The following is a 24,216-nucleotide window of genomic DNA, read 5'->3' on the forward strand; positions in this document are numbered from 1 at the left end:
AGCGTCCAACTGGGTACCCTGCCGAACGACCGCCGCTGACCACCCCCTCTTCAGTGGACGTTAAGTCCGCTTCTGGTAGCGGCCTCGTCCGGGTTGAGTGAGGAAGCCTTGGCGGGTGAGGCGTCCGAGGCGGCTGCGGGTGATGTTGACGGATGCCTCGTCGGTGGGCATGCCGAGGCGTTCGTGCAGCTCACGGGCTCGGAACTCTTGATCGGGATGCTGGTTGAAGGTGTTCGCGATGGCCTGGTAGGCGGTGTTCGTCTCGGACGGTGCGGGCTGGCCTGAAGCCGGTGCCAGTTCGGCGATGACCTTCCGGGTGGTGACCAGGTTCGCGAGTCGCGCTTCGGTCTCGGTCAGGGCGGCGGTCAAGTGATGGATCTGGTCACGCAGTTCGTCGGCACGGGCTGCGGTCTTGTCGTGCTGGGCCTGGAGGTCGGCCAGGAGCTCGATGACGTTCACGCGGCCAGTCCGAGGGTGTCGCGCCAGGCTGGACTCGGCGTGGTGAGGCGGCGGGTCATGTTCGCGATCGAGGCCCAGTGGACGCGCGAGGCGGACGTGTCGGGCCGGTGATCGTACTCGCGGGCCAGTCTGCGGTGCAGCATCAACGTGCCGTTGACCTGCTCCACGATCCACCTCTTCGGTTGCGGGACGAAGCCTTTGCCCTGGTTGGCCGGGTTGCGGCGGACGACTTCGACGTCGATGTCCAACAACGCGCCATGGATGAGGACTTCGTCCTTGAAGCCCAGGTCCACCAGAGCCTTCTCCAGACGCATCCCGCACCGCTCGGCGGCCTGGTCGAGCAGGGCGGTGCCGGCCGTGTTGTCGTGGGCGGATGCGGCCAGCACGACGCCGCCGATGATCAGCCCCAGAACGTCGACGGCCAGTCCCCGCTTGCGGCCCGACACCTTCTTGTTGGCGTCCAGTCCCGTCGTGGCCTTCGGGACACCCGCGGCCGCGCGCACGGACTGGGTATCGAGGATCACGAGGGACGGGTCCTCTAATCGCCGGGCCTTCTCCCGTACCTGGCAGCGCAGGAGTTCCTGAATCCGCTGGTCAAGGCCGTCCTGGCGCCACAGGCCGAAGTAGTAGAACACCGCCGACCAGGCTGGCAGGTCATGGGGCAGGTAGCGCCACTGGCAGCCCGTCCGGTTCTGGTAGAAGATCGCGTTCACGACCTCCCGCAGATCGCAGGATCCGGGATCTCCGGCCGCTGACCGTGCCACCCGGTCCTGTTTCCAGGCCGTGATCATCGGCTCGATCAACGCCCACTGCTCGTCCGCTAAGTCGCTGGGGTACGGCTCTCGCTCCATGCCCACATCTCAGCATGCACATGCCCAGCGGATGGCCTGCCCGACGATCAGTACCTCGATCGAGCGATCACGAACCGAGGAAGATCGGACTTAACGTCCACTGAGTGCGCTCCCTGATTGTGCTCCGCGAACTCCATGCGGAGGTGAGCGTCGTGCGGCGGTGTCACATGTATGCCTGGAAGTCGAGCCGCACGTTTTCGAAGTTCCTCCCGGCCAGGTCCCGAGGGTGGATCAACCACGACGTGGCGCAGCTGAAAGAGGGGGTGTCTACGAAGTGGTAGTCGGCGCGTGCCAGCAGGATGAGTGCATCGTCGCCGGTGGCGGGCCAGGGGGCCGGGTCATACTGTATCGGGTTGGCGTATCCGCCCAGGGTGAGTTCGCCGTTCATGGTCTCGTCCATGTAATCCAGCAGGTACGGGTCGATGAGACGCACGGTGTCCTGGTCCGCGACGGTGTTGTCGGTGTCGGGCACGAACCAGTCCAGCCGGCCTCGGAGCGGGTATTGCTCGTAGGTGTAGGACGCGTTCTCTTCGGAGGGGGCCCGTTCCGTCGTTGCCGTTCCGGCCGGGACGTAGAGCACCCGGCCTTCCTCGGGCCCGGGATCGTCGCTCGGTTCACTGTTGTTGGCGAAGAACAGCAGCTGCCCGTCCTGCGGCAATTGGATGTCCAGGTCGCCGACCGGGACCGCGGCGCAGTCGACCGATGCGATGAAGGCCGGGAAGCCGGACCATTCAACGTCCGGGGGAAGCTGGGGACGGCCTCCGTACTGGCCGACGACGGGATCGTCGGCGTCGTCCATCGACCGCAGTTCCAAGCGCGGGCGGGCGAGGCGCAGCGCCCGGTCGAGAAGGTGCTCGGGCACGTCTCGCTTGCGGGCCGCCGCGCGGTACTCGTCAAGTGCGTTCATGGGCCAGAGTCTGCCTCAACGGTCTGACACACCCCGGCGGTCCCTGCGGAGCAACGGGCGGACCAACCGTGCGAGGGTGTGAGTGAGTTGGCGGCCGGGTCAAGGTTTTGGTGTCGCCATGCGGCCCCGTCTACTGACGTTGTCGCCGTGATGTCGTCAAGGTGAGGCCGGTTTCGGCGAGGCATCCGTTGATGAGGTTGCTGCGGTACTGGATCTGGCGGAGACCGTGTCGGAGCGTGCTGATGAGGTGGTCGGGGTCGGTGAAGGCGGTGCTGGCCTGGCTGCTGCGGCGCAGCAGGGACCAGATGCCCTCGACGGGGTTGAGGTCGGGTGCGTAGTCGCGGGTGTCGATGAACTCCCGCAGTCGGCGGTCCTTATGGACGTTGCGAGGGTGACTCAGCGGGATCAGGACGTGTAGCGGCGGAGTTGATGCTCGTCCCGGTCGGCCGGGCCCTTTCCGGACTGGAACGTCTTTTCGGCCCTCCATCTGGATCCCGCGGCCCGCACCAGGTTGTCATTGTGGAGGCTGCCGAGAAAGTTCAGGCATCGCGACGTGGAGTAGCTGCTGTTTTCTGCCCAATACCAGTTGATCCACCGTGGACCGCCTCCCCGTCGAACCGACTGCCTCCCCGTCCGCCGGCCGCTCTCCCGTCGTGGCACGGGAACCACCTGCTCCGGAACCTGCCTTCCCCTCGCACCGCCTTGTACCGAACGTTTGACACAAGATCCCCGGCCGCGGCATCTTGTACTCACCGCTTGATACAAGATGATCCGGGGGGATCTTCGCATGCTCGACACCGCCCCGCCCCAGTACCGGTTGCTCGACCACGCCGACCACTACGCCCGCTGGTCCGGTCTGGCCATCGGCCTCGTGGTCGCGCAGGCGCTGTCCACGCTGGGAGACGTCGAGTTCGAGCAGCGCGTCGTGTTCTGCCTCACGGCCTTCGGCCTGTGCGCGGTGGCGGGTGTCCTGCTCGCCGACGCCCTGACCTTGCGCCCCCAGGAGACGGTACGCACCGCGAGTCTCGCACCACGCCTGGTTAGAGACCATGTGCCGCCACACATGGGTCCCCTGATCGCACTCCAAGGGCTCTCCCTCGTCGTCCTGCTGGTGATCACGGCCGCCACGGCCTCCGTCGACCCCGACCGCATCTTCAGCACGGGAAAGGTCCTCACCCTCACCTGCAACGGGATGCGGGCGACCGCCGGCCCCTGGCCCGGCCTGTACTACACCCTCCCGATGTTCGGCGCGCTCGCCATAGCCACCCCCACCTGCGTCTGGGCCCTGCGCCGCATCGCCCACGGTCCGGGTGAGGAGCAGCAGCGCCGCGACCGTGCGTGGGCGGTCACCGGCGCCTGGGGCCTGTTGGTGTCCAGCCAGCAGCTGTACGCCGTGCTGATGGTCTCCCTCGCGCTGACGGAGACGGGCTGTGGCGGCGCGCTGGGCGTGCTCACCTTCTGGGTGTTCTACCCGCTGGCCCTGCTGAACCTGGTCACCGCCGTCTGGTCTCTGGTCTCAGTGGTGGCACCGCGGGCCGTCGCCGACGAGGCGGCGGCAGAGGGGTCCTACGACGATGAGTGAGGCCGCCGTCCGTGTCGACACCACCAGCCAGGTCCCGCCGTACGAGCAGATCCGCGCGCAGCTCGCCGCGCTGATCGTCACCGGGCGGCTGGCCGAGGGCGACCGGCTGCCGACCGTGCGCCAGTTGGCCGCGGACCTCGGGCTGGCACCGGGCACCGTCGCCCGCGCCTACCGTGAGCTAGAGGCCGGCGAGCTGATCCGCACCCGTCGGGGCGCGGGCACCCGGGTAGCGGCGCCGCCACCCGGCCCGACCCGCCCGCACACTGTCCAACTCGCCGCTCTCGCCCGTGGCTTCACTTCGTCCGCCCGCGCCCTGGGCGCCGACACCGAGGCCATTCTGACCGCCGTCCGCGACGCCCTGGGCCCGGACCGTGCCTAGAGGTTGTCCCGTATGGGGTTTGAGTTATCCCGTGAGGGCCATGTTGTGGAGGCGGGCGATGCCGAGTGCGGCTTGGTGGACCCCGTCGCCCTTGAGCCGGCAGTCCCGCAGATTCTTCCAGTTCTTCAGCCGGGACAAGGCGTGCTCGACGCGTGCCCGAGCGCGACGGTGGACCGAGTTCTCCGCTTCCTGCACGGGACTCAGATGCTCTTGACCACGAGATTTTCGGTGCGGAATGAGCAGCCCGGTGCCCTGGTAGCCGCCATCGGCGATGGTGGGGACACCGCGGTCCTGTTCGACACCGCCAGCAACTGGATCGCCCGCCTCGCAGGAGCCCACCAGGCCGGGCGGCTTGAGGCCGAGCTGAAGAAGATCCGCCGCTACAAGTTGATCATTATCGATGAGGTCGGATACATCCCGTTCGACCAGGACGCCGCGAACCTGCCCTTCGGGCGGTGGGGAGAGACCTTCTCCGACGATATCGTCGCCGCCGCGATGATCGACCGACTGGTCCACCACGCCGAGGTCCTCACCCTAGCCGGAGACTCCTACCGGACCCGCCAGCGACGCGAGTTGCTGGCGAAGGAGAACCGGACTCAGCTCGGCTGAACTACCAGCCCATGTCTCGGGCCACTTCCTGCTGAGCTGCGGCGATCTCCTCCGTGGTCGACCCGGTCACATCGGTGTCCGCGGCCCACTCCAGCCGTGACAGCAAATCGGCCAAGGCCTGTTACTGAGCCGGGTGGGTGACCGGCACCGAGTCGAGATCCGTGCTCATCAGCCAGTCGAACAACACGATGGCATCCGCACGCCACCGTCACGGTCGGGAGATCGTCTTCCATTCGCCAATAGTGCCTGGCCGACGGCACTGCCTCGAACAAGTGGCACGACCCCGAAGGGGGTCAACTTTGCGGGACTGGTGGGTGTTCAGTTTCGCGAGAGCGTTGACAAGCGGCGGCAGTTCAGGGAACAGATCCGGTTCGAGGCCGGCGAACGGTTCGAGCAGGGCGAGAGAAATGCGGCCATCGCGAAGGACCTGCGGGTGAGCGAGCGGTGGGTGGAGCGCCGAACCGGCTGAGGGGTCAGCACTGGTACGGATTCCAGATCGCGTACGGGCCAAGCAACCTGATCTCCGCCGAACAGCCAAGTGGTTGACCACCTGCGTGGCCAGCGCCCATCGAGGACCAGCTGCGGCCGGAAGGCCACGTCACCCGTGAACGAGTTGATCGGCGTGCCGAGATGGCACGTATCCGACCGAGTCTCTGGGTCGGTTCGCGTGCCCATACGGCAACGACACCAGCTCCGGCTGCTGCACCTATCACCATGGAACGAATGCCACCCGTTCGAGTGGCAGATTGCCCGCCAGCCCGCGCCCTCTCCTCACCGCAAGCATCTCCTACAGACCTTCGATACGTCCGTGCGTAACCGGGGCTCCTTCGAGCGGCAGGTGGCCGCGGGCGCAGTAGTACTCGGACTCCAACCACTCCTCCATCACGAAGAGTGGGCGCGACAGCAGCACGTCTCCGATCTGCTGGACCCGCAAAAGCAGCCCCAGATCAGTCAGGGCAAGGGACTCATCGGGGGTGTATGCCAGACAGTTGCCGTGCTCGGCAGCGTGATCGAGGAGGTACTGATACGCCTCCTCGGGATCACGACCTGCCAAGGCAAAGCCCGCCAGGAAGACCTGCGGGCCTGTGACGGCGTCCATCGCCACGCATGCCAGCTTGCCCTCGTCGTAGAAGACCTTCACTCCGGCGGCGAAGTCTTCCTGCGTGTACGGGCCACCCGCCCGCTGGTGCGGCCCGGCAACCTGGAGGGCCTCCGCGACCTCGGCCTGACTCATCCCGAACCGCAGCGGCCCAACACCGAGCCCAGGCAGCAGTTCCCAGCACTCCCGCTCACCATGCATCCTCACGATCCGCACCCCTCATCTGGACGGCCGATGGCCGTGCAGCGCTTTTTGCCCAGTAGAAGTACCGCCCCAGTGATCAAAGTGCCAACTGTCTCAGCCGCAGTGATCCGGGTGAGAGAACTCCGAGTTCGCTCTCACTCTCAGTAGCGTCCAGGAGGCAGAGCGGTCTCTCGCAAAAAACAGTGGCCGTTCGCCAACTGTGCTGGCCGGTCACATTCGGCTGAGCGGACCGCGTCACTCGCGGGTTCGAATACTAGTTCTATACGGTGCGTGTAGTGGAGGTGGGTGCCATGGCGGCGCAAGCGCAGACGCGGGTCTCGGAGAAACGGCGGGTGTCGAGTGTGATGCATGTGCGCTGTGCGGACCGGATCCCGGAGGACGTCTTCCGGCAGCTCCTGGAACAGTGCGCGGAGCTCTCCCGACCGCGCAGACCCTGCCACCGTCCGCAGCCTTGGTGGAGCTGAAGGGCGCGCTGCGCTACTACGGCACCGATGCCCGACGGCTGGGGGAGGTGCTGCGGGTACGCACGCTCTCCCGTCTCGGGACCGACGTACGCGTCGGGATCGGCCCCACCATCACGGTGGCGGCAACTGCCTCCGGCCAGATCACCGCCCCCGGCGGTGTCCTCGCCGTCGACCCCGACCAGGTCGCCGACTGGCTCGGGCCGCTGCCCGTCGAAGCCCTGCACGGCATCGGCCCGAAGCAGGCGGCGGCGTTGCGGGAGTACGGCGTGCACTGCGTCGGCCTGCTCGCCGCCATTCCGCCGGCCACCGTCCAGCGCCTGCTCGGCGGCAAAGCCGGACGCGTGGCCGCCGACCGGGCCGCGCAGTCAGGCGAGCGTTGCGCATGCTGCCCCGGACTCATCCGTGCGCGAGTGCGGGGCAGCCGGTCAGCGCGCGGTGGAAGCATCGAACATCAGGCCTCACAGATAAAGCCGTCCCCGACTCATTCAGTGCCGCTAGCGTTCCGGGTTCAGCTTCAGGAAGCCCTCACCCCCTCACCGACACAGCCCGGACGCCGTGCGGGCCGCTCGCAACGCCGACCTCGATGAATGAACACGCGAGCAGCGTCAACCCTGGAGGTACCCATCACCATGTCCGACGACCCGAGCGGTGACCGTGGCGGAGCGACTCAGCGTGTGGTGACGGAGCTGCGCGCCCGACTGCTTGCCCAGGTCTACCCGTTCGGCAGCAATCTGCCGGTGCAACGCGAGCTAGCCGAGGCGTTCGGGGTTTCCCGGGTCACCGTGCAGAAGGCTTTCTGGGAGCTCGAGCGGGAGGGCTGGATCGCGTCACGTCAAGGCAGCGGTTCGAAGGTGATCAGGGAGGCCCCGGCCACGTCCCCCGCCGGCGGTGTCTCGCGGATGCGGACGGCGGAGCTGGGATGGTTCATCGAACGGGCCCTGCAGCAGGATGAGGTGGAGCTTGACGTGTACTGCCTCACGTCCGAATCGCTCGACATCCACTTTCGCCTCCAGGCGGAGCGCATTCTGACGGGGACAGCTCCAAAGCCGGGGAGCATCAAGCTGCGCATCATGCTGCCCGCCGAGGAGCTGCTGCTCCCCTTCCCGCGCAACAACACCGACCCCGGTGACGTGCGCGTGGTGGAGCGCCTGCGGAAGATCTCCGTCCGGTGCCTGTCCTCTCTGGAGGACACCCTCCAGAACCTGCGCGCCAACGGCCCGGTCCGGGAGCTCGACTTCGCGGTCAAGTACGTTCCGGTGGCGCCGATGTTCAAGCTGTACCTGCTCAACGGGACGGAACTCTTCCAGAGCATGTACAAGGTGGGGAAGCGACGCATTCCGCTGGGCGTTGAGGAGGTCGATGCACTCGACGTCCTCAGCGTCGGCGCCGGCGGAACGTACTTCAGTGCAAACGACGAAGCAGACGACGCGGAGTCCGCGTGGGTGAAGGCGCAGCAGGCCTGGTTCAACTCCCACTGGGAGCACCTGGCTGAGTGAGGCTGTGGAGCCGCTCGGCGTGCCTCGGTGGCCAGGGTAGGGCGGGATCAAAGGCACCCGCGGTGCACCAGCCACCATCGTCATCGACGGCAGTCTCTGCCCGCGGGGCGTCCTGTCCCCATCAGCCCTGCGGGCCGGCTGTGGCCGTGTCTCCTGCCGCGTCATCGGCAAGCAGCGTCGACGCCACCATGCGCTTGCCTGCGGTCTCGCCGACTGACCGGCACGGCCGGCTGCGCACGTGCGCGCAGACCTCCAAGCCCTTACCGATCCCCCTACCGGACCCCGTAGTACGCCGCGTACGGTCTGCGCAGGTCAGGCCGTGTGGTCGGCCCGACCAGGCAGCCCCGAAACCCTGCCCCCGGTCTCTTCCGGCTCTTCCGGTCCTTCGGTTGTGGGCGCGGTTTCGGTGGTGGGCGGCAGGGTGCGGGGTGTCCGGAGCAGCGGGAAGAGGGGCGGGCGGTGGGTGGTTCGAAGGCGTATCCGTACGGATCCACAGCAGCGGTCCGCGGCCACGTGCTGACGGCACTCGGGGTGCTGAGGGTGGCAACAGCCGACCAGGTACGGCAGCTGATGTGCCCGGGCCACCAGGACAACAAGGCGGTGCGCAACGCCTCCCTCGATCTCGCGCGCCACGGGCTGGCCCTCTCGGAGGACTCCACCCGGCAGGGACAGAAGCTGTGGAGGGCCTGCCCGCCCGATCATGTTCGGGTGGGCGGAGCCCGCACGGCGGTCAGCTGAACCGAAGTCGTTCATGCCGTTGCCGTTATATAACTGACGAAGTATGGTCAAGGTGTGTCCCTGCCGTTCGAAGTGCTGGCCGATCCCACACGGCGACGGATACTCGGGCTGCTCCTCGGCCGCCCCCGACTGGTGGGGGAGGTCGCCCACGAACTGGGGATGAGTCAGCCGCGGGTGTCCAAGCATCTCCGGGTGCTGCGTGAGGCCGGGCTGGTCACGGTCCGACCGGAAGCGCAGCGCCGCTGGTACGAGCTCCGCCCGGAGCCGTTGGCCGATCTCGACGCCTGGCTCGCACCGTATCGCCGACTGTGGACCGAACGCCTGGACGCATTGGAACGACACCTGGAAACGATGCCCGACGCCCCCGAGGAACAGCCGCGTCGCTCAACCGAGGAGCCGTGAAGTCATGAGCGCGACCAATGTCACCCCCTTCGACGGCCGGCCTGCCCTGCAGTTCGAACGTCATCTGAAGCACAGCCGCGACAAGGTCTGGCTGGCGGTCACCGATCCCCAGCAGCTGAGCCAGTGGTATCCGTTTCGGGTGACGGGGCTGGAGCCCAGGACCGGCGGTCGCATGACCTTCGACGACGGCGAGGGCACGATCTACTCGGCCACCATCACCGACTTCGACCCGCCGCGGCTGTTCGCCTTCGACGAGCACGACCCGGACGGTAAGGAGAGGGAGTTCGACGATCATCTCAGGTTCGAGCTGCGCGACGAAGGGGCCGGCTGTCTCCTGGTGTTCACCCACGTCATGGCCGATCCCGCGATCGCCGACAGTGCCTCCGGAGGCTGGGAGTCGTCGCTGGATCAGCTCGCGACGCAGCTCGACACAGCTGGATGACCGCCCGAAACAGCGGAGCCGCCGCCCGGCCGTTCAGCTTGAGTTTTCACCTTCTTCGCGGCGTTGCCTGCCACGAAACGATCGACACTCCCACGTGAGCAGCGCCTGCGATCGCCCCTCTCCATGAGCGGCATACGGTTTCGGAACACCGGCGGAGTAAAGCCTCGTTGCGTCGGTGTTTCACAACTCGTTCCTCGCAAGGCGCAGGGGCAACCGGGAGCTTTCGCTATGCCGGCGGCCTTACCTGCCGGCCGTCGGTATTCAACAGGCGGCGGATCGTGTCCAAGTCCAGCGCCGGGTTCGCAGCCGCATCGTGGGCCAGCTCCTCGTCGTCGAGGAGTACTGCCAGCCGGGACTGCGGAAGGTTCGGGTGGCGCGTCGCCGCAGCCCTCACGGCATGTTCCGGGTCTTGGGTGAGCCGTTCCACGGCTGTTGGTTCAGTTTCGGGGTCGCGTGCGGCCAAGGCCCGGACCTCGGGGTCCTCGTGGTCGGCGAAGGCGGCCAGTCCGTTGGTCGGGAAGTTCGGCCGGGTGGTGAGGTGGCTGCGCTCGGGGCCGGTGTACTCGAGGAAGCTGCGCAGCAGAAGTGGCGCGGGGGCGTCTGGATGGTTCTGGGCCAGCAGGACGCGTACGCCGAGGTCGTCGTCGGCGGCCAGGCGTGCGACGAGGTCCGGTGGCAGCAGGTGGTTTCTGGCTGCCTGTCGGCGCAGGAGTGGGTGGTTGGAGAGTGCGTTTCCGCGGACGGTCTTGGGATCCCGGGGCACCTCGGGCGCAGGGTGGAAGACGAAGTAATGGTCCATGGGGACCTGGTAGTCGATCCGGGCCCGTTCCTCCTCGCTCAACGTGGGGTGGAGGGATACGGCCAGCCGGACGCCGGGGTGGGGGTCCGTCGTGAGCGCGTGGAGCTCGGCCGGTCCCAGGTCCGCGCGGTACGCAATGTTCGTGCGCACGTGCGGGTCTGGATCGGCGACGAGTGCGCGGCGCTCGGCGGGGCCGAGGTCTGCGCGGTGCGCGATCAGGCCCCGTATCCGCGGAACCGGGTCGGCGGCCAGGAGGACCACTGCGTCGGGAGGGAGGGTGGGGTTGACGGCGATCATCGCCTTGTCCTCCTTGCCGACGGGCCTGGCGAGGACGTCGTCCACCACAGCTCTGCTGAGGGCGTGGTGGAGCAGTATGTCGGTACGGCCGTGACTCGGTTGGTCAGGGAGCGCGCTCTCCACCCACGCCGGATCCTGATGGCGCGCGTGCCGCTGCGCCGTCTCCCGGACGCCGTCGTCGGGATCTGTGAGCAGTGCGGCCCGCATGTCTGCGGACAGCGATGCCCACCTGCCGACCCCCCAACGGCGGACCTTCGAGATCGGATGTGTGGGCATGGATCGGCCCAGCCTGGTGGAGATCTGCTGGTAAAGGAGACCGCCCAGGAGTTCGTCGTCATACGTGCTGATCATGTGGACGACGGCCTCGTCGGGCAGGGGCCTGGGCTGGGCAGGGGCGGCCACCTGCGGTCCCTCGGCGAGGTGGGCGCGGACGAACCACTCGGGATCGTCCAGCAGTCGAACTCGCTGGGCCGGATCGACATGGGGGTTACGGGCGAAGAAGCTGCGGGTGTAGGTGTCGGGGTGCTCGATCACCGCGTCGACGACGGCGTCGGGCAGGATCCGGTCCCGGCACAGCACCATCCGTACGGCAAGCGGAGCGTCGGAGAGCAGCCGCAGGAGGACGCTCTCCGTCACGGACGGGTTGAGAGCCAGCCCGGCGAGCCGACGAGTGGGGAGATCGGCGTCCGCCCAGATCCGGTCAGGCGTAGGCATGCCTTGTACCCCCAAGGTGTCAACCGCCTCGTGAAGACGTGGTCCACGACCTTATCCGCCGTGCACAGCGACGGGCCGAGCGTTGGGTAGCGCCGCCTGGGGTCCCGTCCAGACGGTCGCGCGCTGGCGAGGCGGGCTCCCGAGAGTCCGACGCGGATGGGCTGCATGCCATGCGAACTGCAGAGTTCACCTCACGTGGGCCTGGTCGGTGCCGAACCATAGTTACCGAGGGTAAAACTCAAGCTCATTGGCGAAGCCATATGAGGATGATGGTTGCTGCGGCGATGGTGCCAAGGAAGACGTGCCCGCGTTGGTCGTAGCGCGTGGCTACCGCTCGGAATTGCTTGAGCTTGTTGATTGCCCGCTCGACAGTGTTGCGCTTCTTGTAGCGGCCTTCGTCGAAGCCATGCGCTCGCCCGCCACGTGCGCCTTTACGCAGGCGGGCAGCCTGGCTGTCGCTCTTCTCCGGGATCGCGTGACGGATGCCCCGGCGGCGCAGATATTCACGGCACGGGCCGTTGCTGTATGCCTTGTCGGCCGCGCGGCTGTCCGGTGATGGGCATGCGTGATCTCTGTCCAAAGTCCAACTGGGGTATGCGGGGTCTGCCCGGTCCCGGCTGCACCGCGAACCGCGGGTGCAGCCGAGACCACCCTCGCCCTTACACGAAGGGCGCCCGGTCAGCGCGGGGCGAAGGCGTCGACCGCCAGGACGCCGTCGTCGTCCATACGGACCCGGTCGGCGAGCTGGGCAAGAACCTGCTCCGGCTCAAGGCCAGTGCGGGCGGCCGTCGCGCGCAGCCGACGGCTCACATCAGCAGACAGCCACACCTGCGCCGTCAACTCATCACCCGCATCCAGCCGCTCCCCCTGCCAGGCAGCGCGACGGGCGAGGGCGCCCTCGCGCTGTGTCTGTGGACAAGCTCACCGACGCGGACCGCCGGGCGCTGTCGCCGCTGTTCTGGACCCATGTGAATCCGTACGGCCGGTTCGAGCTGGACATGAACAGCCGCCTCGATCTGGACCTGTCCATCCGGGCCACGGTGCCCGGTCCGCGCACCCCGCAGGACGAGGCAGCCCCAGCCCCGGCATGAGACTCGGGCTCCGGGCCGGCCCTACCTCGTGAGGGGCTCCACTCCGAGGAGGGCTGCGGTTTTGGTGTAGACGGTCCGGGCGAGAGTGTCGTTCAGGGCCAGGCGCGAAGGGGTGTCCGGCTGGGACTCGCTGAAGAAGCCGCCGCTGGGGCGCGGTGCGGGCGAGGCGCTGGCGAGCCAGACTGGGGTCTGCACACCTTCGTCCGGGGTGATGGCGAACGGGCGGAACAGCGGGGCGGTCAGCCGCATCAGACCGCCGGCGTTGCTGTTCATCCCTGTGCCCTTGACCATGCCGGGATTGGCGTTGTACAGGCTCATGCCGTCAGGCAGGCGGTGTGCGAGTTCTCGCGCGGCCAGGAGGCTGACGAGTTTGCTCGTCGCGTAGACGTTGATCTGGTTGTAGAAGCGCTTGCTCCACGATGTTCCCGCGACATCCGGATCGGTGGCATCGAGCCTGCCACGCTTTTCCACGAACGAGGACATGTTGATGATCCGCGCTTCGAGCGTGAGTACTCCCTCGGTCAGAAGGGCGTGGGTGAGTAGGAACGGGGCGTGGTGATTGAGCGCGTAGGTGCGTTCCACGCCGTCCGGCGTCTGCTCGTACCGGGGGAACGCCGCTCCTGCGTTGTTGATGAGGACGTCCACCGGGTGTCTGTCGGCGGCCAGTTTCGCTGCCAGTGCCTTTACCTGCGACCACTGTTCCAGGTCAGCGGTGTACGTCCGCGGCGGTGCCGCGTCACTGCCCGCAGGGGCCAGGCCGCGCAGGCTGTCGGCGGCAGCCCGGGTGCGCGTCGCGTCCCGGCCGACGAGGACGACATTCTGACCGGCCTTGACCAGGTGGCGTGCCGCCACCAGGCCCAGGCCCGAGGCTCCGCCCGTGATGACCGCGATCCCGCTGCTCATTGCTGCTCCTCTTTCACAGTGTCCTTGATGCTGGCGGCCTCACCTGTCGGGCAGGGGCCGTCGATCACTTCGCGGAGAAGCGTGTGCAGGCGCAGCCTGCTCTCGTGGTCAAGGCGGGCGAAGGGTGAGTGCTCGGTGGTGTGCTGGATGACGCGATCGCGCAGCGCGCATCCCTCGGGGGTGAGCTGGATGACTTTCGCGCGGCGGTCGGTGGGGTGGGGCACTCGGCGGACCAGGCCGCGCTTCTCCAGCCGGTCAATCATCGACGTGGCGGTTGAGGCGTCGCACTGCAAGAGGTCGGCCAGACGGCGCGCGGTCATCTCCCGCCCGCGGCTCAGCCTCCACAGCGCATCGGTCTGAGTGTCAGTCAGCCCCGCTTCCCGGGCCAGGTCTCTGAGCTCGGTATGCACCTGGGTGCGAATTGCGACCAGGTAGTCGTGAAGCTCTTCGGTCAGCTGCCGATCATCCATGACCACACAGTATATGGATAATCCAATCATTGGAAAATCCATGTACTACGTGGGCCCCTCCAGTGTGGCGGGCTGGTCCGCCGTGACGCTTAAGCCGCCCCGCCCTGCCGACGGCTGGATGCAGTGGCCCGACCCCTAAAAACGATCCTTTGCCCGAGCAAGATCAAAAATGGCCGGACGGGGGCCGCAGGGAAGCGGATCGACTCTCAGAACCCGTTCGCACGCAAAGGTGGCAGGAGAAGGGTTCTGAGACTTGCGTTGTGCGAAAATCAGGGTCCATGACGGCCCCTCAAGAACCTTCCGCCCGAGTGTGACTGTGCGCCGTAGGTGGCGGATGAGCGCTCTGCTTGGCGGAACTGAGAGTTGTAGTTGGCGGGACGCGCAGCGTAAAGGGCCTGAAAAGGAACCACCTCTTCAGACCCTTTCGTCCACGCTCACGGAGGTCGGCAAGCAGCACGGCCTGACGCGCGAGCGCATCCGCCAGATTGAGAAGCACGCGCTGGTCGAGCTGAAGAAGCTCGCCCGCGATACGGGCTTCGAGTCCGCGGCGTAACCCCGGGCGGGGCTTGTGCCCCGCCCCTCACAAACAGCCCCCAGCACGCCTTCCGCCTGGCGGTCGGCGGCTTCCTTGTGCGCAGGCCCGCTAGAAGGTGTAGCGGGTGTGGCTGAACACCTGGCCGTCGTGCCCGAAGCCGTACGCCGTGCCGGGTGCCACCGCGAACAGCAGGTCGTTGCCCTTGCGGATGCTGTCGCCGAAGCCGTAGAAGATCCCCTCCGGCGAGGTGATGTGGTCCCCGTACTGCGCCTCGAACGCGGCGATGACCTCGTCCTGCCGCGCCGGATCCGTCACCCGCTCCGCCATGCCCTCGATCACGATGTCGAGGCCCTCGGAGAGTGAGTAGTGCCCTGTGGTGAGTGCGCAGTGGGCATTGCCGGCCAGGTTCTTCGCCTTCTGCTCACCCAGCCCGGTGCTGAAGTGCAGCGCCCCGTCGTGCCAGGCGGCGATCAGCGGCGTGACGTGCAGCCGGCCGTCCGGCCGGACCGTGGTGATCCAGAAGACCTCGGAGGCGCGCAGCCGGCGTTGGGCCTCGGCCCAGTCGGTGGCAGTGACGTTCTCCGCGCCCGGGCGCGGGTTGAGCGCGGAGCTGTAGCGGGCGTCGAGCTCGGTCTTGGGCTGCTTCGGCGTCATGCGGAACTCCTTTCCACTTCTTGCAACGAAGGCTACGCAGTCCGGCCCGGCGGCGCTCAGGCCCGGCTCCTGGCAGAGATCAATGAGCACGAGGAACAGCACCGGTCAGTTCCGCCAAGTAGAGCGCTCATCCGCCACCTACGGCGCACAGTCACACCGAGCTGAGTCCGAAGCCGACCTCGTCGAGCACCGTCCGTGCCCGAAGTGCAAGGCCGCCCCCGGCTCGCCGTGCCGCTCGCGCAGCGGGGCAGTCACGAGCGCCTACCACACCGGCCGCTTCACCAAGGTCCCGAAGCTGGCGAAAGAACTGCGGGTGCCGACCCCGGCCAACCGAGGACCAGGGCAGCCCTGGCGTCCCGGCAAGTCGGTTCCCGCGGCCGTCGATCCCAGTCTGCCGAGCGCGGGCATCCGCATCGGGTACGCCCGTTGCTCGCACCTCAGCCAGGAGCTCGACTCCCAGCTGGACGCGCTCGCCAAGCACGGCATCAGCAGAGACAAGATCTTCAGCGAGAAGATCAGTACCCGGATCAAGGTCCGACCGCAGTTCGAGGAGGCGCTGAGGACCGCCCGGGATGTCAAAGCCCATGCCCCGCACTGCCGGGTCATCTTCACCGTGTTCGAGATGAAGAGACTCGGACGGGACGCGGCAGAGCTCACCGCCCTCGCGGACCATCTGACCGAGCACGGCCTGGTGCTGGAGCTGCTCGCCGGGCCGCTGCCCGGCATCTACGACCCCACCGGCCCCGGCAAGCTGCTGTTCGGCTTCTTCGCCGCGATGGCGGAGACGGAGCGGGAGAACATCCGCGAATCGACCCTGGAAGGGCTGGAGACCGCGGCCCGAAAAGGCAAGTACGGCGGCCGGCCCCCGGTCATCACCGACGACATGCTGCACACCGTCCTGCGGCGCCGCGCGGGCGGCGAGTCCGTCGAGCAGATTCAGCCCGACCTGACTATCCCCACCGGCAAGCGCAAGGGACAGAACCCCTCGGTCGCAAGCATCTACCGGGCGCTCGCCGAGCACGAGAAGACCCAGGCGTACCCAGAAGCAGTCGAGACGGCACACGCCGACTTCGTGGCCCTTCAGCAGCGTGATCGTAGCCCCGTGTAGTCACTCAACGCTACATGTCCGTTCCCCGTAGCTATACGAGAACAGGGCCTCTCCCGCCTCTCCCGCCTCTGCCGAGTCCAGGAGACGAGCGCGAAGGTCCGCCGCTGTGAGGGGCGATGCGGCGTCCGACGGCGCCGACGCAGAGCGCTCGTGATCGTCACTCGGCAGCCGACGGTTGGAGAGCAACAGGACGAGGCCGATGAGCGCGACTGCCGCATTCCGCCTGCCGGCACAGCGAGGACGGTCCCCGCGCCGGGTCATCGTCGGTCGAACGTCTCCGTACTCGTACACCGCGTTCTCCTCATCACGCGGTCGTCGCCTCCATCGGCGCTCACCGTGCACCCGGCGCACATGACTGAGTCCTGCGTCAGCCGAACGTTCCGTCGACAGTCCACTTACTGACTGCCCCAAGCCACGTTCATGAAAGCCACGGACACTACGAGGGTAATCGCCACGCCCTGGGCAACCTTCCCCCAACCAGGCATCGGCTCGCCCGTCTTAGATGCCGAACGCCTTGCGGAAAAGGCAACCACCAACGCGACGATGCCGATGGGACCGAGCAGCAGGGACAGCCAATCAACTTGCACTGGCGTCACAGCGGACCTCCCTTTTCCACCCTCCACCTCGGTGACTGTCGGCTCATCATCTGCGAGTACCGCCGGGACCCCTCCCGAACTGCGATGCCTCGCTCCTGCTGTTGACGGGCCGTTCGTCTTCACCGGGTAGTGCACAGAGTGTTGCCCGGGATCGGTCCCGGGCAACCTGTATCAGGGTTTCCTCGTCAGCGAGACATCAGTTGGACCGCTACTGGGACGGAAGACAACCATGTTCGAAGAATCCGCCGCCTGCCGTCGCGTGGTGTTCGGGGTGCTCGGGCCGGCCCTCGCGCTGGTGCTCGTGGGGTGCGGTGATGGCGACGAATCGGAGAGGGACGCGCCCCCGACCGGCAAGAGCCAAAGCCCGCCGTCTCGCTCCGCATCGCTCACGCTGGCACCGACCGCGACTCCGCCCCCGACACTCCAGGAGGCGCAGGACGGACGGGACTTCGACGCCTGCCTGGATCGCGCCTGTGAGGTCGAGGTCAGGGAGGGGGACACGATTCGGTTCGCGCCCAAGTACGTGACCGACACGTTCACGGTGGATGGGATCACGGACAGCAGGGTCGAGTTCTCGGCCACCGACGACCAGCCGTCCCCGCTCAGGGGCTGGGTCGGCGGAACCGGGGAGGTCGAGACCGGAGACATCCACGTCGATTTCGACCGAACGGACGACGGGGTGATCATCCTGAAGTTCAGTCCCAGGTGAGTGCCTGTCTGAAGGTAGTGCCTGATCAAGGGGGTGGTCGGATCCCCGTCTGCCCGGTGGCCCGTCTCCGCACTTCCGAACGCCCGTGCGCGCCGCATCGGCGTACGGACGCAGGATCGGCAAACATCCGCGCAGCCGCGCAAGCCCGTGGCAGGGTCTGCGCACATACAGATCTGGGGGAGGAGAGCGATGCCGAACCATGTGCCACGGCAGAGCCGCATACGCCTTGCTCGACGGAGCCCGCGCCCGCGCAGCGTCCGTAGGCGTGCGCTAACTCCCCGTTGGCGGCGTCGCATCCCCTGGCTGCATTTCGGAGCGGTACTCGGTGCGGTGGCTGCTGTCGGCGGTCTCGTCCTCACCGGCATCGCCGCCTATTACGGCGCAGCGACAGCCCGCGACCAGCTTGAACAGTCACGGGAGGAAGCCGAAAACGAGAGTCGCGAGCAGGCAGCACGCGTCTGGTACTGGGGACAGTGGTATGGGAGTAACTGTGTGAGCCCGACCGTTCCCCCGGACTCCATGCTGCGGGATGCGTACCCCCCGTGCGAGGACAGGAAGAACCAACAGATCGACGTAGCCAATCGCTCCGCAGATCCGGTGTACGCCGTCTGGCGACGGTTCCGAGGAGAAGGCGCCAGCCCCAACGATGTCCTGTACATGAGGATCGGCGATATGGGCCCATGTACCGCAGTGACGTACCGGCCTGGAGATTTGGAGTATCGGGTCGTCAATCCCCAGGCAAATAGGGAGTTGGCTCCGCTCCTCGGCTATGTGAAGGACGTTCGATCCCTGACGTTCACTGATCGGGCTGGCCTCACCTGGGAACGCCGAGGAGCGCAACTGATACGCGCGAAGGCCCATCAGTATCTCGCCAGGCAGCATTGCGGTGCTGCAGACGCAGATGAAGCCTGCTGCTACGACCACCGGCCCCTGCAGTCAGAGTTAACGGAGGGGTTGCATGGGTGGAGATGGTGATGGTCATGGCGGTGACGCCGAAGAGTTGCCCGAGGAGGTCCATGGTGGCGAGTTTGCGTAGGTGGAGCACGGTGGCCAGGACCCGGTCGGCTGGGGTGAGCTTGGCTTTGGCATCTGTGCCGAGGGCGACCATGCGCTCGTGACCGCGGCGCGTGCGGAGCACTTGCTCGCGTTGGACCTCCAGCGTGGGAGTCAGTGCGTCGATGAGGTCGCTGAACTGCTGGCGGGTCATGCCGGTCAGTGGACCTCCAGCGTGGGAGTCAGTGCGTCGATGAGGTCGCTGAACTGCTGGCGGGTCATGCCGGTCAGTTCAGGGTCCTGCAGCGCATGCTGCGTGAGCGTGGGCGCCCTGTTCGCTGCGGCCCGGCCTGACGGGTTGTTGGCCGCCGTCGCGTCCAGCGGATGCTGAGGGTGGTGAAGTCGGCCCGAAGCGCGGTCTCGTCTTTCGATCGAGCCGCTTCTTCGGGCCGCTTCCCGCACCCGGCGTGCCACTCCCATGGCACCGGGCGCTCCACAAGTCCCGCTTTGCTGTCGAGCACGACAACTACCAGGGCAACCGGAACCCGTTCATCGACCACCCCGAGTGGGTCGAGGCGATCTGGTAGACCGACGGTGACACGCGCTGAACTCCCTGTGACACAAAGGGAGTTCAGCGCCACACCCGTCTCCTCGGTTACGAATCCATGACATCGGGGCGTACAACTGGGGGCGCCCGGACCGAGTCGAAGTCACTGAACGCGGGATTCCGCGGGCAGAACCGACCGACTCGAAAGGCTCATGTATGTCCCGAGCACACCGCCGAACTCGTACCGCGCTCACCGCACCCCTGGCAGCCGCGGTGCTGGTCGCCGGAGGATTCGGCGCCATGGCTCTCACCTCAGCCCCGGCGCTGGCGGCCACCGGGTCCGCGGACGCGCAGGACGACTTCAACGGCGACGGATACGCCGACCTGGTCGTGTCGGCACCCGACGCCACGATCTCCAGCCAGGCCAAGGCGGGCTACGTGGCCGTCACGTACGGCTCCGCCAGTGGGGTCTCCGCCGGCAACAAGAAGCTCATCAGCCGCTCCACCAGCGGCGTTCCCGGCTCCGCCACCGCCAACCAGCGCTTCGGGACCAACTTCACCAAGGGCGACCTGGACGGCGACGGCTTCAGCGACCTGGTCATCTCGGGCGGCGTTCCCGGCTCCGTCATCCTCTGGGGCTCCGCCTCCGGACTCACCGGCGGCACGGCCATACCCAGGTACGGGCAGTCACCCACCGCCGGTGACTTCGACGGCGACGGCAAGACGGACCTCGCCCTGTTCGAGCAGGTGTCCTCCTTCGGCGACGAAGCCCCCAGCAGCGCCGCCGCCGTGTGGAAGGGCCCGATCTCGCGGACCGGCACGCCCACAGCCGTCCTGCCCGTCCTGGACAAGTCCCTGTGGTGGGGCTACGACGCCGACGACGCCTCCTGCGCCACCAACGGCGGCTGCGAGGAGGACGCCGACTCCATCAGCGGCCCCTACACCTCCACCGAGACCGGTGACGTCAACGGTGACGGCAAGGACGACATCGTCGTCTGGGAGTACAAGGGCGACGGCGTCTACGGCAACCGCCTGCTCCTCGGTGGCGGCAGCACGGGCTTCAGGAGCGGCTGGGTCCCCGGTGAGGCCGCCGGCAACAGGACGGGCACCGGCGTCGGGGACGTCAATAACGACGGCTTCGACGACGTCGTGGTCGGCAACGACTGGGGCAGCGGCACCGTCAAGGTCGCTCTCGGTTCGGCCACCGGCCTGTCCTCGGACCGCGTCCAGACCTTCAATCAGGACAGCCCCGGGTTCCCCGGAGTCGAGGAAGAGGAGGACGAGATCGGCGCGTCGGTCTCGGTCGCGGACGTCACGGGTGACGGCTACGCCGACATCGCGCTCGGCATCCCGGGCGAGGACATCGGCGACATCTACGACGCCGGCTCGATCGCCCTGGTCCCCGGCAGCGCCTCCGGCGCCACGGGCGCCGGAACCAAGACCTTCCATCAGGACACCGCCGGTATCCCCGGAGTCGCCGAGAACAGCGACGAGTTCGGTGTGAGCACCGCTCTCCTGGACCTCAACGGCGACGGCCACGCCGACCTCGCAGCCGGTTCCACGGCCGAGAACGAGCAGAACGGCGCGGTCTGGGTGCTGAACGGCACGGCGAGCGGCCTCACCGCCACGTCATCGTTTGCGTTCGGCGCCGGTGACCTCGGCGCGCCCGCCACGCGTGTGCACTTCGGCGCGTTCCTGCGCTGACCGATCGATCCACAGCACTGCGGTGGGGCGGCCGCGTGCCGCCCCACCGCCATGTCCGGCCGAGAAAGGGTCTGTCAAACGAGCGGCCCTGTCTCACATTCGGTGGTGACGGAGCGTGCCGCCTATCCGAGGAGGATGCGGTGGCGAAGACGGGTGAAGCCTGCTCGTCCGTGCATCTGGCGCGCGATCCGCTTGGTCTTGGTGTTGACGCCCTCAGTGGGGCCGTTGCAGTACGGAAGCGTGAGGGCGGCGTCAACGGCGTCGCGGTCTCGTTCTAGACCTCGGTCGGGCGAAGGCATGCAGGTGGGGCAGGTCGGCGCCGCGGACCTGGACGATCCAATGTGAGAGTGCGTCGGCATGGCCGGCGTGAGGTGCAAGGAGCGGGGCGAAGTCCCTGATAGCTACGGCCAGTTGGATAATCTCGGGGCAGGCGGCAGTCAGCTTGGCCAGGAGCTCGTGTTGCTCGGCCTTGAGGTTGTCGGGCCTGGTCAGCAGCATCCGGGCGAGCCGGCGCGGGGAGAAATGGCTGCGGTCGGCGTCCGCGCGGCCTTGGTTGATGCACTTGTGCAGGAGGTTCAGGCAGCCCGTGAAGCCCAGGGCTTTGATTTCCTCGAAGAGGTGCAGGACGGGGACGCCAGGGTCCTCGGCCCGGCGTTTTCGCAGGTGCTCGTGGTAGGGGTCGACCAGGCCGGCTCGGTACTTGGGGACGCGGAGCATCCGCTCTGGCCGGTCTGCTCGGGCGTAGCGTTTGACGGTGTTCACGGCCAGTTGCAGGCGGCGGGCGCATTCGAGCAGACCCACGCCCTGGTCGAGCAGACCGTGGACCTGGTGCCGGCGTTCCAGGGTGGTCTGGGCGCGGGGACCGTCATAAATAGGCGCGTCCAGTACGGTGGCCCAGCAGGTGCTGGGTGCCTTCACCTCGCCGAGGGCAGCGTCACACAGGTTCCCACCGCATCGGTGAGGTCATCCGGCCCAGCGGCCGCTGCCACGTCCGGAGCGTCGAGCAGGCTCTGGGCAATGCGGTCCGTATCCCAGCCGTCCGACGCCAGGTTCGCATCCTGCTGGTCCGTCGTGGGCGTGTACCGGCCCTGGCGCGCGAGGACCTCGACGAACGCGCACTTGTAGACCCAGGCCAGTCGGGCGTCCATTGCCATCCAGCGCCCGTACGCGAGGGACTGCCGCTCTCGCAGTCCAGGCCTGCGCCGCACATCGGCTGCCAATCCAGACTCCATGAGCACCGCGCGCAGCTCGGGGGTGAACTCCTTCTCGTAGGAGGCGGCAACGCCCGCACGCGCGGGCAGCCCGCTGTGGGTGTGCCTCGTCGCGTGTCCCAGTGCGAGCGGCGGCTCCGGTTTGAAGGGATCCCTCGCGCGGCGGTCCCAGTCGTCCCACGCCGGCGACACTGCGTATCCGGCGGCGCGCAGGGCCTCGCCGTGACGGGCAACGACGTTGAGGAACAGGGGTGCCACCTGCCGGGCGGTCTGCGCCGGGTCCACCGGCGTGATGAAGCCGAGTTCCTCGCACGGCACACGGCAGGTCCGCGAGTCCGCCAGGCGGTAGCCCTGCGGCACGACGCGCGCCAGCTCCCGCCAGTACAGCGCAGCGGTCTTCAGCCACCGCTCGTTACGGAAGTGGATGAACGGGGTAGTACAGCCCCACCTGCGGCAGCATGACAACTCCTGACCGACGACCGCCCCCTCGGCAGCCCGCCAGGAAACCGTAGTTGATCCCGGCACCATGAGCCCCCGGAACCACACGGCCAAGACGACGTCCACGGTTGGCCGTTCGGCCGCGGCGGCGCAAGGCCGTCGGGAATCTGGTGGCCGCCCGATGCCGAAAGATCAGCGAGCGCGGAAACCACAGCATCCGCCTGCCCTCACCGTCCCGGTGCGGTGCGCGGATCCGCACCGCGCCGGACCCTGTCCGTACGCCAGGATGGACTCATTGCTTCTCCCGTGCCGGACGCCGAGGAAAATGCCCGATGGCCTCCAGCCCCACCACTGCCCAGCAGCCAGTCGATGTCCCCGGCTGCATGTGCCTGTGCCTGGGCGGCACGTAGCATCCGCTCGAAGCTGCCGTCCAGGGCGCAGCGGCGGAAGCGGGTGTGCAGCGTGTGCCGCGGACCGTACCGCTCGGGCACGTCCCGCCACGCGGTGCCGGTCCGGAACTTCCACACGATCCCCGAGCACAATCCGGTCGTTCAGCCGCTTCCGGCCCCGCAACGACCCGGGCAGGAGCGGCCGGACGAGCTCCCACTCGGCATCCGACAGTTCATGGCGACGTATCACCCAGCCATGATCCACCACTCAAGATCATTTGAGCCAGCGGAATGTCGACCGCGGATCCCGACGACAGTTGATCGATGCGATACGGCGTGCGGGTACCCGAGCCGAGCCGGGCCAGCTGTTGAGATACTGCAGGTCAGGAGCAGTGTTGGCTCAACGGCACGGCCAGGCCGGTGCACGGGGCGGACGTCGTGGTGATGGTGACCAACGGCCGCATCTCGCAGCCCGGCCGGGACTTCGCCAAGCAGCAGCGGTTGCACCTGGTCGACCGGCAGATGCTTGGTGTGTGGGCGGCCGGCTCCTGTCCTCTGTGGGAACTGCTGCGGGCCGTTCCGCCTCCTCGGAGGTCAACTCCCTTGAGCTGAACCGAGGCTGAGCTGGAGGATGCCGCCAAAGGCTGAGACCGCACTTGCACGTTGGGAACGGGTGGCTCCAGCACGTCACAGCGGCGCAGCACGAAGGCCGGCGCCTGGTCCATTCCCAGAAGGCGCCGGCCTCGTCGACTTCCCGTTGCAGCAGGGCGCTCCTGATCATCGTGCGGGACGGATCCGGCGAGGGCCGTATCAGAGGTGGGCCCCCGGCGATGACTGGTTCAAGTCGTCGGCGGGCCCGCTTGCTCAGACTGCCGCGGCTTTCATCGCCCCTGACAGGCGTTGAGGAAGGCCCTCGCTCCGGCCAGCAGTTCGGCCTCCGTCACGTCTCCGGGATCCTGCGCGGTCACATCCGCCACGAAGTCTTCAACGACGTAGAAGATTCGTTCAGCGCAACGAAGTCCTTGTCGGAGATGTCCTGCAGACCGCGGAACTCGGACCAGAACCTCGACTCGAACTCCAGTGCGTCGATCCGTTCGGACACGAGGAGCTCAGCCATGGCCACATAGGGCGCGAGCGGCCTCCGCGGCTCGGTGGCGTTCTCCATCACGGACTCCCTCGCTCGATGACCTTCACGGCCTGCTTCGGGTTCAGCTTCCGCCCGCTCGTGAAGTTGTCGCTGCGATCGGTCATGACGTTCAGTGGGCTTGATCCGCTTTGATGGACATCCTCCCGGTGCGGAATCCCTGCTCTCGGATGTCCGTCAAAGCGGATCAAGCCCACTGTTCAGCATGTTCTCTCTTGTCGTGCCGGGTACGGGCCCTTCGGCGATTACCCGGTCACCGCCAGCCTCTGCGGGAACGGGATG

26 protein-coding genes and 6 pseudogenes are annotated in these 24,216 nt (G+C 67.4%); 15 read left to right on the forward strand and 17 right to left on the reverse strand.

Annotated elements, in window-relative coordinates:
• Window positions 1-60: 60 nt before the first annotated feature.
• The 4 genes and pseudogenes from O1Q96_RS22075 to O1Q96_RS22090 form a co-directional block, all read right to left on the reverse strand.
• The gene (locus O1Q96_RS22075) at window positions 61-459 is read right to left on the reverse strand and encodes a hypothetical protein (RefSeq protein ID WP_269249849.1); all 399 of its coding nucleotides are present in this window, start codon (window positions 457-459) and stop codon (window positions 61-63) included.
• Entirely contained in the window at window positions 456-1,310 is an 855-nt protein-coding gene (locus tag O1Q96_RS22080) for an IS5 family transposase (protein ID WP_269249850.1), read from the reverse strand. Before O1Q96_RS22080 ends, O1Q96_RS22075 begins: the two co-directional genes overlap by 4 nt.
• A 163-nt stretch (window positions 1,311-1,473) precedes the next feature.
• Complete coding sequence (locus O1Q96_RS22085) at window positions 1,474-2,217, reverse strand: DUF1963 domain-containing protein (protein ID WP_269249851.1); 744 nt, start codon at window positions 2,215-2,217, stop codon at window positions 1,474-1,476.
• Between the two features lie 130 nt (window positions 2,218-2,347).
• A pseudogene (locus tag O1Q96_RS22090) lies at window positions 2,348-2,602 on the reverse strand (IS630 family transposase); the annotation flags it as partial.
• A gap of 402 nt (window positions 2,603-3,004) precedes the next feature.
• On the opposite strand from O1Q96_RS22090, the gene O1Q96_RS22095 reads away from it, so the two are divergent.
• Both O1Q96_RS22095 and O1Q96_RS22100 read left to right on the forward strand, forming a co-directional pair.
• A complete protein-coding gene (locus tag O1Q96_RS22095; RefSeq protein ID WP_269249852.1) occupies window positions 3,005-3,799 on the forward strand; it encodes a hypothetical protein in 795 nt (264 codons plus the stop codon).
• On the forward strand, window positions 3,792-4,178 hold the full coding sequence (locus O1Q96_RS22100; RefSeq protein ID WP_269249853.1) for a GntR family transcriptional regulator: 387 nt from the start codon (window positions 3,792-3,794) through the stop codon (window positions 4,176-4,178). Before O1Q96_RS22095 ends, O1Q96_RS22100 begins: the two co-directional genes overlap by 8 nt.
• A 24-nt stretch (window positions 4,179-4,202) precedes the next feature.
• Here O1Q96_RS22100 and O1Q96_RS22105 read toward each other — a convergent pair.
• Window positions 4,203-4,466, reverse strand: a pseudogene (locus O1Q96_RS22105) (transposase family protein); the annotation flags it as partial.
• On the opposite strand from O1Q96_RS22105, the gene O1Q96_RS22110 reads away from it, so the two are divergent.
• Together O1Q96_RS22110 and O1Q96_RS22115 are read left to right on the forward strand one after the other, a co-directional pair.
• Window positions 4,383-4,787, forward strand: coding sequence for an ATP-binding protein (locus O1Q96_RS22110; protein ID WP_419586929.1), 405 nt, complete (start codon window positions 4,383-4,385; stop codon window positions 4,785-4,787). The pseudogene O1Q96_RS22105 and the gene O1Q96_RS22110 overlap by 84 nt on opposite strands.
• A 310-nt stretch (window positions 4,788-5,097) precedes the next feature.
• Window positions 5,098-5,256, forward strand: coding sequence for a helix-turn-helix domain-containing protein (locus O1Q96_RS22115; RefSeq protein ID WP_269249854.1), 159 nt, complete (start codon window positions 5,098-5,100; stop codon window positions 5,254-5,256).
• A 318-nt stretch (window positions 5,257-5,574) separates the two neighbouring features.
• On the opposite strand, the gene O1Q96_RS22120 is transcribed toward O1Q96_RS22115, so the two are convergent.
• Window positions 5,575-6,087 (reverse strand): hypothetical protein, encoded by a 513-nt coding sequence (locus O1Q96_RS22120; RefSeq protein WP_269253686.1) that lies wholly within the window; start codon window positions 6,085-6,087, stop codon window positions 5,575-5,577.
• 457 nt (window positions 6,088-6,544) lie between these two features.
• On the opposite strand from O1Q96_RS22120, the gene O1Q96_RS44260 reads away from it, so the two are divergent.
• The 5 genes from O1Q96_RS44260 (at window position 6,545) to O1Q96_RS22145 (ending at window position 9,632) form a co-directional block, all read left to right on the forward strand.
• The gene (locus O1Q96_RS44260; protein ID WP_331276107.1) at window positions 6,545-7,141 is read left to right on the forward strand and encodes a hypothetical protein; all 597 of its coding nucleotides are present in this window, start codon (window positions 6,545-6,547) and stop codon (window positions 7,139-7,141) included.
• Window positions 7,142-7,228: 87 nt separating this feature from the next.
• Window positions 7,229-8,050 carry a winged helix-turn-helix domain-containing protein gene (locus O1Q96_RS22130; RefSeq protein WP_269249855.1) on the forward strand — a complete coding sequence of 274 codons (822 nt, stop codon included), beginning with the start codon at window positions 7,229-7,231 and terminating at the stop codon, window positions 8,048-8,050.
• Between the two features lie 459 nt (window positions 8,051-8,509).
• A complete protein-coding gene (locus O1Q96_RS22135) occupies window positions 8,510-8,788 on the forward strand; it encodes a hypothetical protein (protein ID WP_269249856.1) in 279 nt (92 codons plus the stop codon).
• Between the two features lie 54 nt (window positions 8,789-8,842).
• Complete coding sequence (locus tag O1Q96_RS22140) at window positions 8,843-9,190, forward strand: ArsR/SmtB family transcription factor (RefSeq protein ID WP_269249857.1); 348 nt, start codon at window positions 8,843-8,845, stop codon at window positions 9,188-9,190.
• Window positions 9,191-9,194: 4 nt separating this feature from the next.
• Window positions 9,195-9,632, forward strand: a complete 438-nt coding sequence (locus O1Q96_RS22145) for an SRPBCC family protein (RefSeq protein WP_269249858.1) — start codon at window positions 9,195-9,197, stop codon at window positions 9,630-9,632.
• A 226-nt stretch (window positions 9,633-9,858) separates the two neighbouring features.
• Here the strand turns inward: O1Q96_RS22145 and O1Q96_RS22150 are convergent, their stop codons facing one another.
• From O1Q96_RS22150 to O1Q96_RS22160, 3 genes are all read right to left on the reverse strand, one after another.
• Entirely contained in the window at window positions 9,859-11,442 is a 1,584-nt protein-coding gene (locus O1Q96_RS22150) for a hypothetical protein (RefSeq protein ID WP_269249859.1), read from the reverse strand.
• Window positions 11,443-11,686: 244 nt separating this feature from the next.
• Window positions 11,687-12,022 carry a transposase gene (locus O1Q96_RS22155; RefSeq protein ID WP_419586930.1) on the reverse strand — a complete coding sequence of 112 codons (336 nt, stop codon included), beginning with the start codon at window positions 12,020-12,022 and terminating at the stop codon, window positions 11,687-11,689.
• Window positions 12,023-12,120: 98 nt separating this feature from the next.
• On the reverse strand, window positions 12,121-12,282 hold the full coding sequence (locus O1Q96_RS22160; protein WP_269249860.1) for a hypothetical protein: 162 nt from the start codon (window positions 12,280-12,282) through the stop codon (window positions 12,121-12,123).
• 65 nt (window positions 12,283-12,347) lie between these two features.
• Here O1Q96_RS22160 and O1Q96_RS22165 point away from each other — a divergent pair, with 65 nt between their 5' ends.
• A complete protein-coding gene (locus O1Q96_RS22165; protein WP_269249861.1) occupies window positions 12,348-12,533 on the forward strand; it encodes a hypothetical protein in 186 nt (61 codons plus the stop codon).
• A gap of 21 nt (window positions 12,534-12,554) precedes the next feature.
• Here O1Q96_RS22165 and O1Q96_RS22170 read toward each other — a convergent pair whose 3' ends face one another.
• Window positions 12,555-13,436, reverse strand: coding sequence for an SDR family NAD(P)-dependent oxidoreductase (locus tag O1Q96_RS22170; RefSeq protein ID WP_269249862.1), 882 nt, complete (start codon window positions 13,434-13,436; stop codon window positions 12,555-12,557).
• The gene (locus O1Q96_RS22175) at window positions 13,433-13,906 is read right to left on the reverse strand and encodes a MarR family winged helix-turn-helix transcriptional regulator (protein ID WP_269249863.1); all 474 of its coding nucleotides are present in this window, start codon (window positions 13,904-13,906) and stop codon (window positions 13,433-13,435) included. The genes O1Q96_RS22170 and O1Q96_RS22175 overlap by 4 nt, the downstream gene beginning before the upstream one ends.
• 430 nt (window positions 13,907-14,336) lie before the next feature.
• On the opposite strand from O1Q96_RS22175, the pseudogene O1Q96_RS22180 reads away from it, so the two are divergent.
• Window positions 14,337-14,459: pseudogene (locus tag O1Q96_RS22180) on the forward strand (sigma factor-like helix-turn-helix DNA-binding protein); the annotation flags it as partial.
• Window positions 14,460-14,549: 90 nt separating this feature from the next.
• On the opposite strand, the gene O1Q96_RS22185 reads toward O1Q96_RS22180, so the two are convergent.
• Window positions 14,550-15,095, reverse strand: coding sequence for a pyridoxamine 5'-phosphate oxidase family protein (locus tag O1Q96_RS22185; RefSeq protein WP_269249864.1), 546 nt, complete (start codon window positions 15,093-15,095; stop codon window positions 14,550-14,552).
• A gap of 82 nt (window positions 15,096-15,177) precedes the next feature.
• Here O1Q96_RS22185 and O1Q96_RS22190 point away from each other — a divergent pair, with 82 nt between their 5' ends.
• Both O1Q96_RS22190 and O1Q96_RS22195 read left to right on the forward strand, forming a co-directional pair.
• Window positions 15,178-16,203 (forward strand): recombinase family protein, encoded by a 1,026-nt coding sequence (locus tag O1Q96_RS22190; protein WP_269249865.1) that lies wholly within the window; start codon window positions 15,178-15,180, stop codon window positions 16,201-16,203.
• Window positions 16,204-17,061: 858 nt separating this feature from the next.
• Window positions 17,062-17,508: a hypothetical protein gene (locus tag O1Q96_RS22195; protein ID WP_269249866.1), complete on the forward strand. Its 447-nt coding sequence runs from the start codon at window positions 17,062-17,064 to the stop codon at window positions 17,506-17,508.
• Between the two features lie 895 nt (window positions 17,509-18,403).
• Here O1Q96_RS22195 and O1Q96_RS44530 read toward each other — a convergent pair.
• Window positions 18,404-18,894, reverse strand: a pseudogene (locus O1Q96_RS44530) (transposase family protein); the annotation flags it as partial.
• A 370-nt stretch (window positions 18,895-19,264) separates the two neighbouring features.
• On the opposite strand from O1Q96_RS44530, the gene O1Q96_RS22210 reads away from it, so the two are divergent.
• Window positions 19,265-20,752, forward strand: a complete 1,488-nt coding sequence (locus O1Q96_RS22210) for an FG-GAP and VCBS repeat-containing protein (protein ID WP_269249869.1) — start codon at window positions 19,265-19,267, stop codon at window positions 20,750-20,752.
• Between the two features lie 122 nt (window positions 20,753-20,874).
• On the opposite strand, the pseudogene O1Q96_RS22220 reads toward O1Q96_RS22210, so the two are convergent.
• The 3 genes and pseudogenes from O1Q96_RS22220 to O1Q96_RS44535 all read right to left on the reverse strand — a co-directional run.
• Window positions 20,875-21,697 (reverse strand): annotated as a pseudogene (locus O1Q96_RS22220) (transposase); the annotation flags it as partial.
• The gene (locus O1Q96_RS22225) at window positions 21,667-22,491 is read right to left on the reverse strand and encodes a DUF6236 family protein (protein WP_419587060.1); all 825 of its coding nucleotides are present in this window, start codon (window positions 22,489-22,491) and stop codon (window positions 21,667-21,669) included. The pseudogene O1Q96_RS22220 and the gene O1Q96_RS22225, both read right to left, overlap by 31 nt.
• Window positions 22,492-22,628: 137 nt before the next feature.
• Entirely contained in the window at window positions 22,629-22,928 is a 300-nt protein-coding gene (locus O1Q96_RS44535) for a transposase (RefSeq protein ID WP_419586931.1), read from the reverse strand.
• A gap of 261 nt (window positions 22,929-23,189) precedes the next feature.
• On the opposite strand from O1Q96_RS44535, the pseudogene O1Q96_RS22230 reads away from it, so the two are divergent.
• Window positions 23,190-23,402: pseudogene (locus tag O1Q96_RS22230) on the forward strand (restriction endonuclease); the annotation flags it as partial.
• A 352-nt stretch (window positions 23,403-23,754) separates the two neighbouring features.
• Here the strand turns inward: O1Q96_RS22230 and O1Q96_RS22235 are convergent.
• Window positions 23,755-23,955, reverse strand: a complete 201-nt coding sequence (locus tag O1Q96_RS22235; RefSeq protein ID WP_269249872.1) for a hypothetical protein — start codon at window positions 23,953-23,955, stop codon at window positions 23,755-23,757.
• Window positions 23,956-24,216 lie beyond the last annotated feature (261 nt).

Source organism: Streptomyces aurantiacus (assembly GCF_027107535.1).
Taxonomy (GTDB): Bacteria; Actinomycetota; Actinomycetes; order Streptomycetales; family Streptomycetaceae; genus Streptomyces.

Excerpts from the sequence above, each read along its gene's own strand:
- O1Q96_RS22120 (WP_269253686.1), bottom strand. The coding sequence starts at position 6,087 with ATGCATGGTGAGCGGGAGTGCTGGGAACTGCTGCCTGGGCTCGGTGTT.
- O1Q96_RS22095 (WP_269249852.1), top strand. The coding sequence starts at position 3,005 with ATGCTCGACACCGCCCCGCCCCAGTACCGGTTGCTCGACCACGCCGAC.
- O1Q96_RS22185 (WP_269249864.1), bottom strand. The coding sequence starts at position 15,095 with ATGACGCCGAAGCAGCCCAAGACCGAGCTCGACGCCCGCTACAGCTCC.
- O1Q96_RS22085 (WP_269249851.1), bottom strand. The coding sequence starts at position 2,217 with ATGAACGCACTTGACGAGTACCGCGCGGCGGCCCGCAAGCGAGACGTG.
- O1Q96_RS22190 (WP_269249865.1), top strand. The coding sequence starts at position 15,178 with ATGAGCACGAGGAACAGCACCGGTCAGTTCCGCCAAGTAGAGCGCTCA.
- O1Q96_RS22110 (WP_419586929.1), top strand. The coding sequence starts at position 4,383 with ATGCTCTTGACCACGAGATTTTCGGTGCGGAATGAGCAGCCCGGTGCC.
- O1Q96_RS22080 (WP_269249850.1), bottom strand. The coding sequence starts at position 1,310 with ATGGAGCGAGAGCCGTACCCCAGCGACTTAGCGGACGAGCAGTGGGCG.
- O1Q96_RS22175 (WP_269249863.1), bottom strand. The coding sequence starts at position 13,906 with ATGGATGATCGGCAGCTGACCGAAGAGCTTCACGACTACCTGGTCGCA.
- O1Q96_RS22210 (WP_269249869.1), top strand. The coding sequence starts at position 19,265 with ATGTCCCGAGCACACCGCCGAACTCGTACCGCGCTCACCGCACCCCTG.
- O1Q96_RS22170 (WP_269249862.1), bottom strand. The coding sequence starts at position 13,436 with ATGAGCAGCGGGATCGCGGTCATCACGGGCGGAGCCTCGGGCCTGGGC.
- O1Q96_RS22225 (WP_419587060.1), bottom strand. The coding sequence starts at position 22,491 with ATGGTGCCGGGATCAACTACGGTTTCCTGGCGGGCTGCCGAGGGGGCG.
- O1Q96_RS22235 (WP_269249872.1), bottom strand. The coding sequence starts at position 23,955 with ATGGAGAACGCCACCGAGCCGCGGAGGCCGCTCGCGCCCTATGTGGCC.
- O1Q96_RS22150 (WP_269249859.1), bottom strand. The coding sequence starts at position 11,442 with ATGCCTACGCCTGACCGGATCTGGGCGGACGCCGATCTCCCCACTCGT.
- O1Q96_RS22100 (WP_269249853.1), top strand. The coding sequence starts at position 3,792 with ATGAGTGAGGCCGCCGTCCGTGTCGACACCACCAGCCAGGTCCCGCCG.
- O1Q96_RS22145 (WP_269249858.1), top strand. The coding sequence starts at position 9,195 with ATGAGCGCGACCAATGTCACCCCCTTCGACGGCCGGCCTGCCCTGCAG.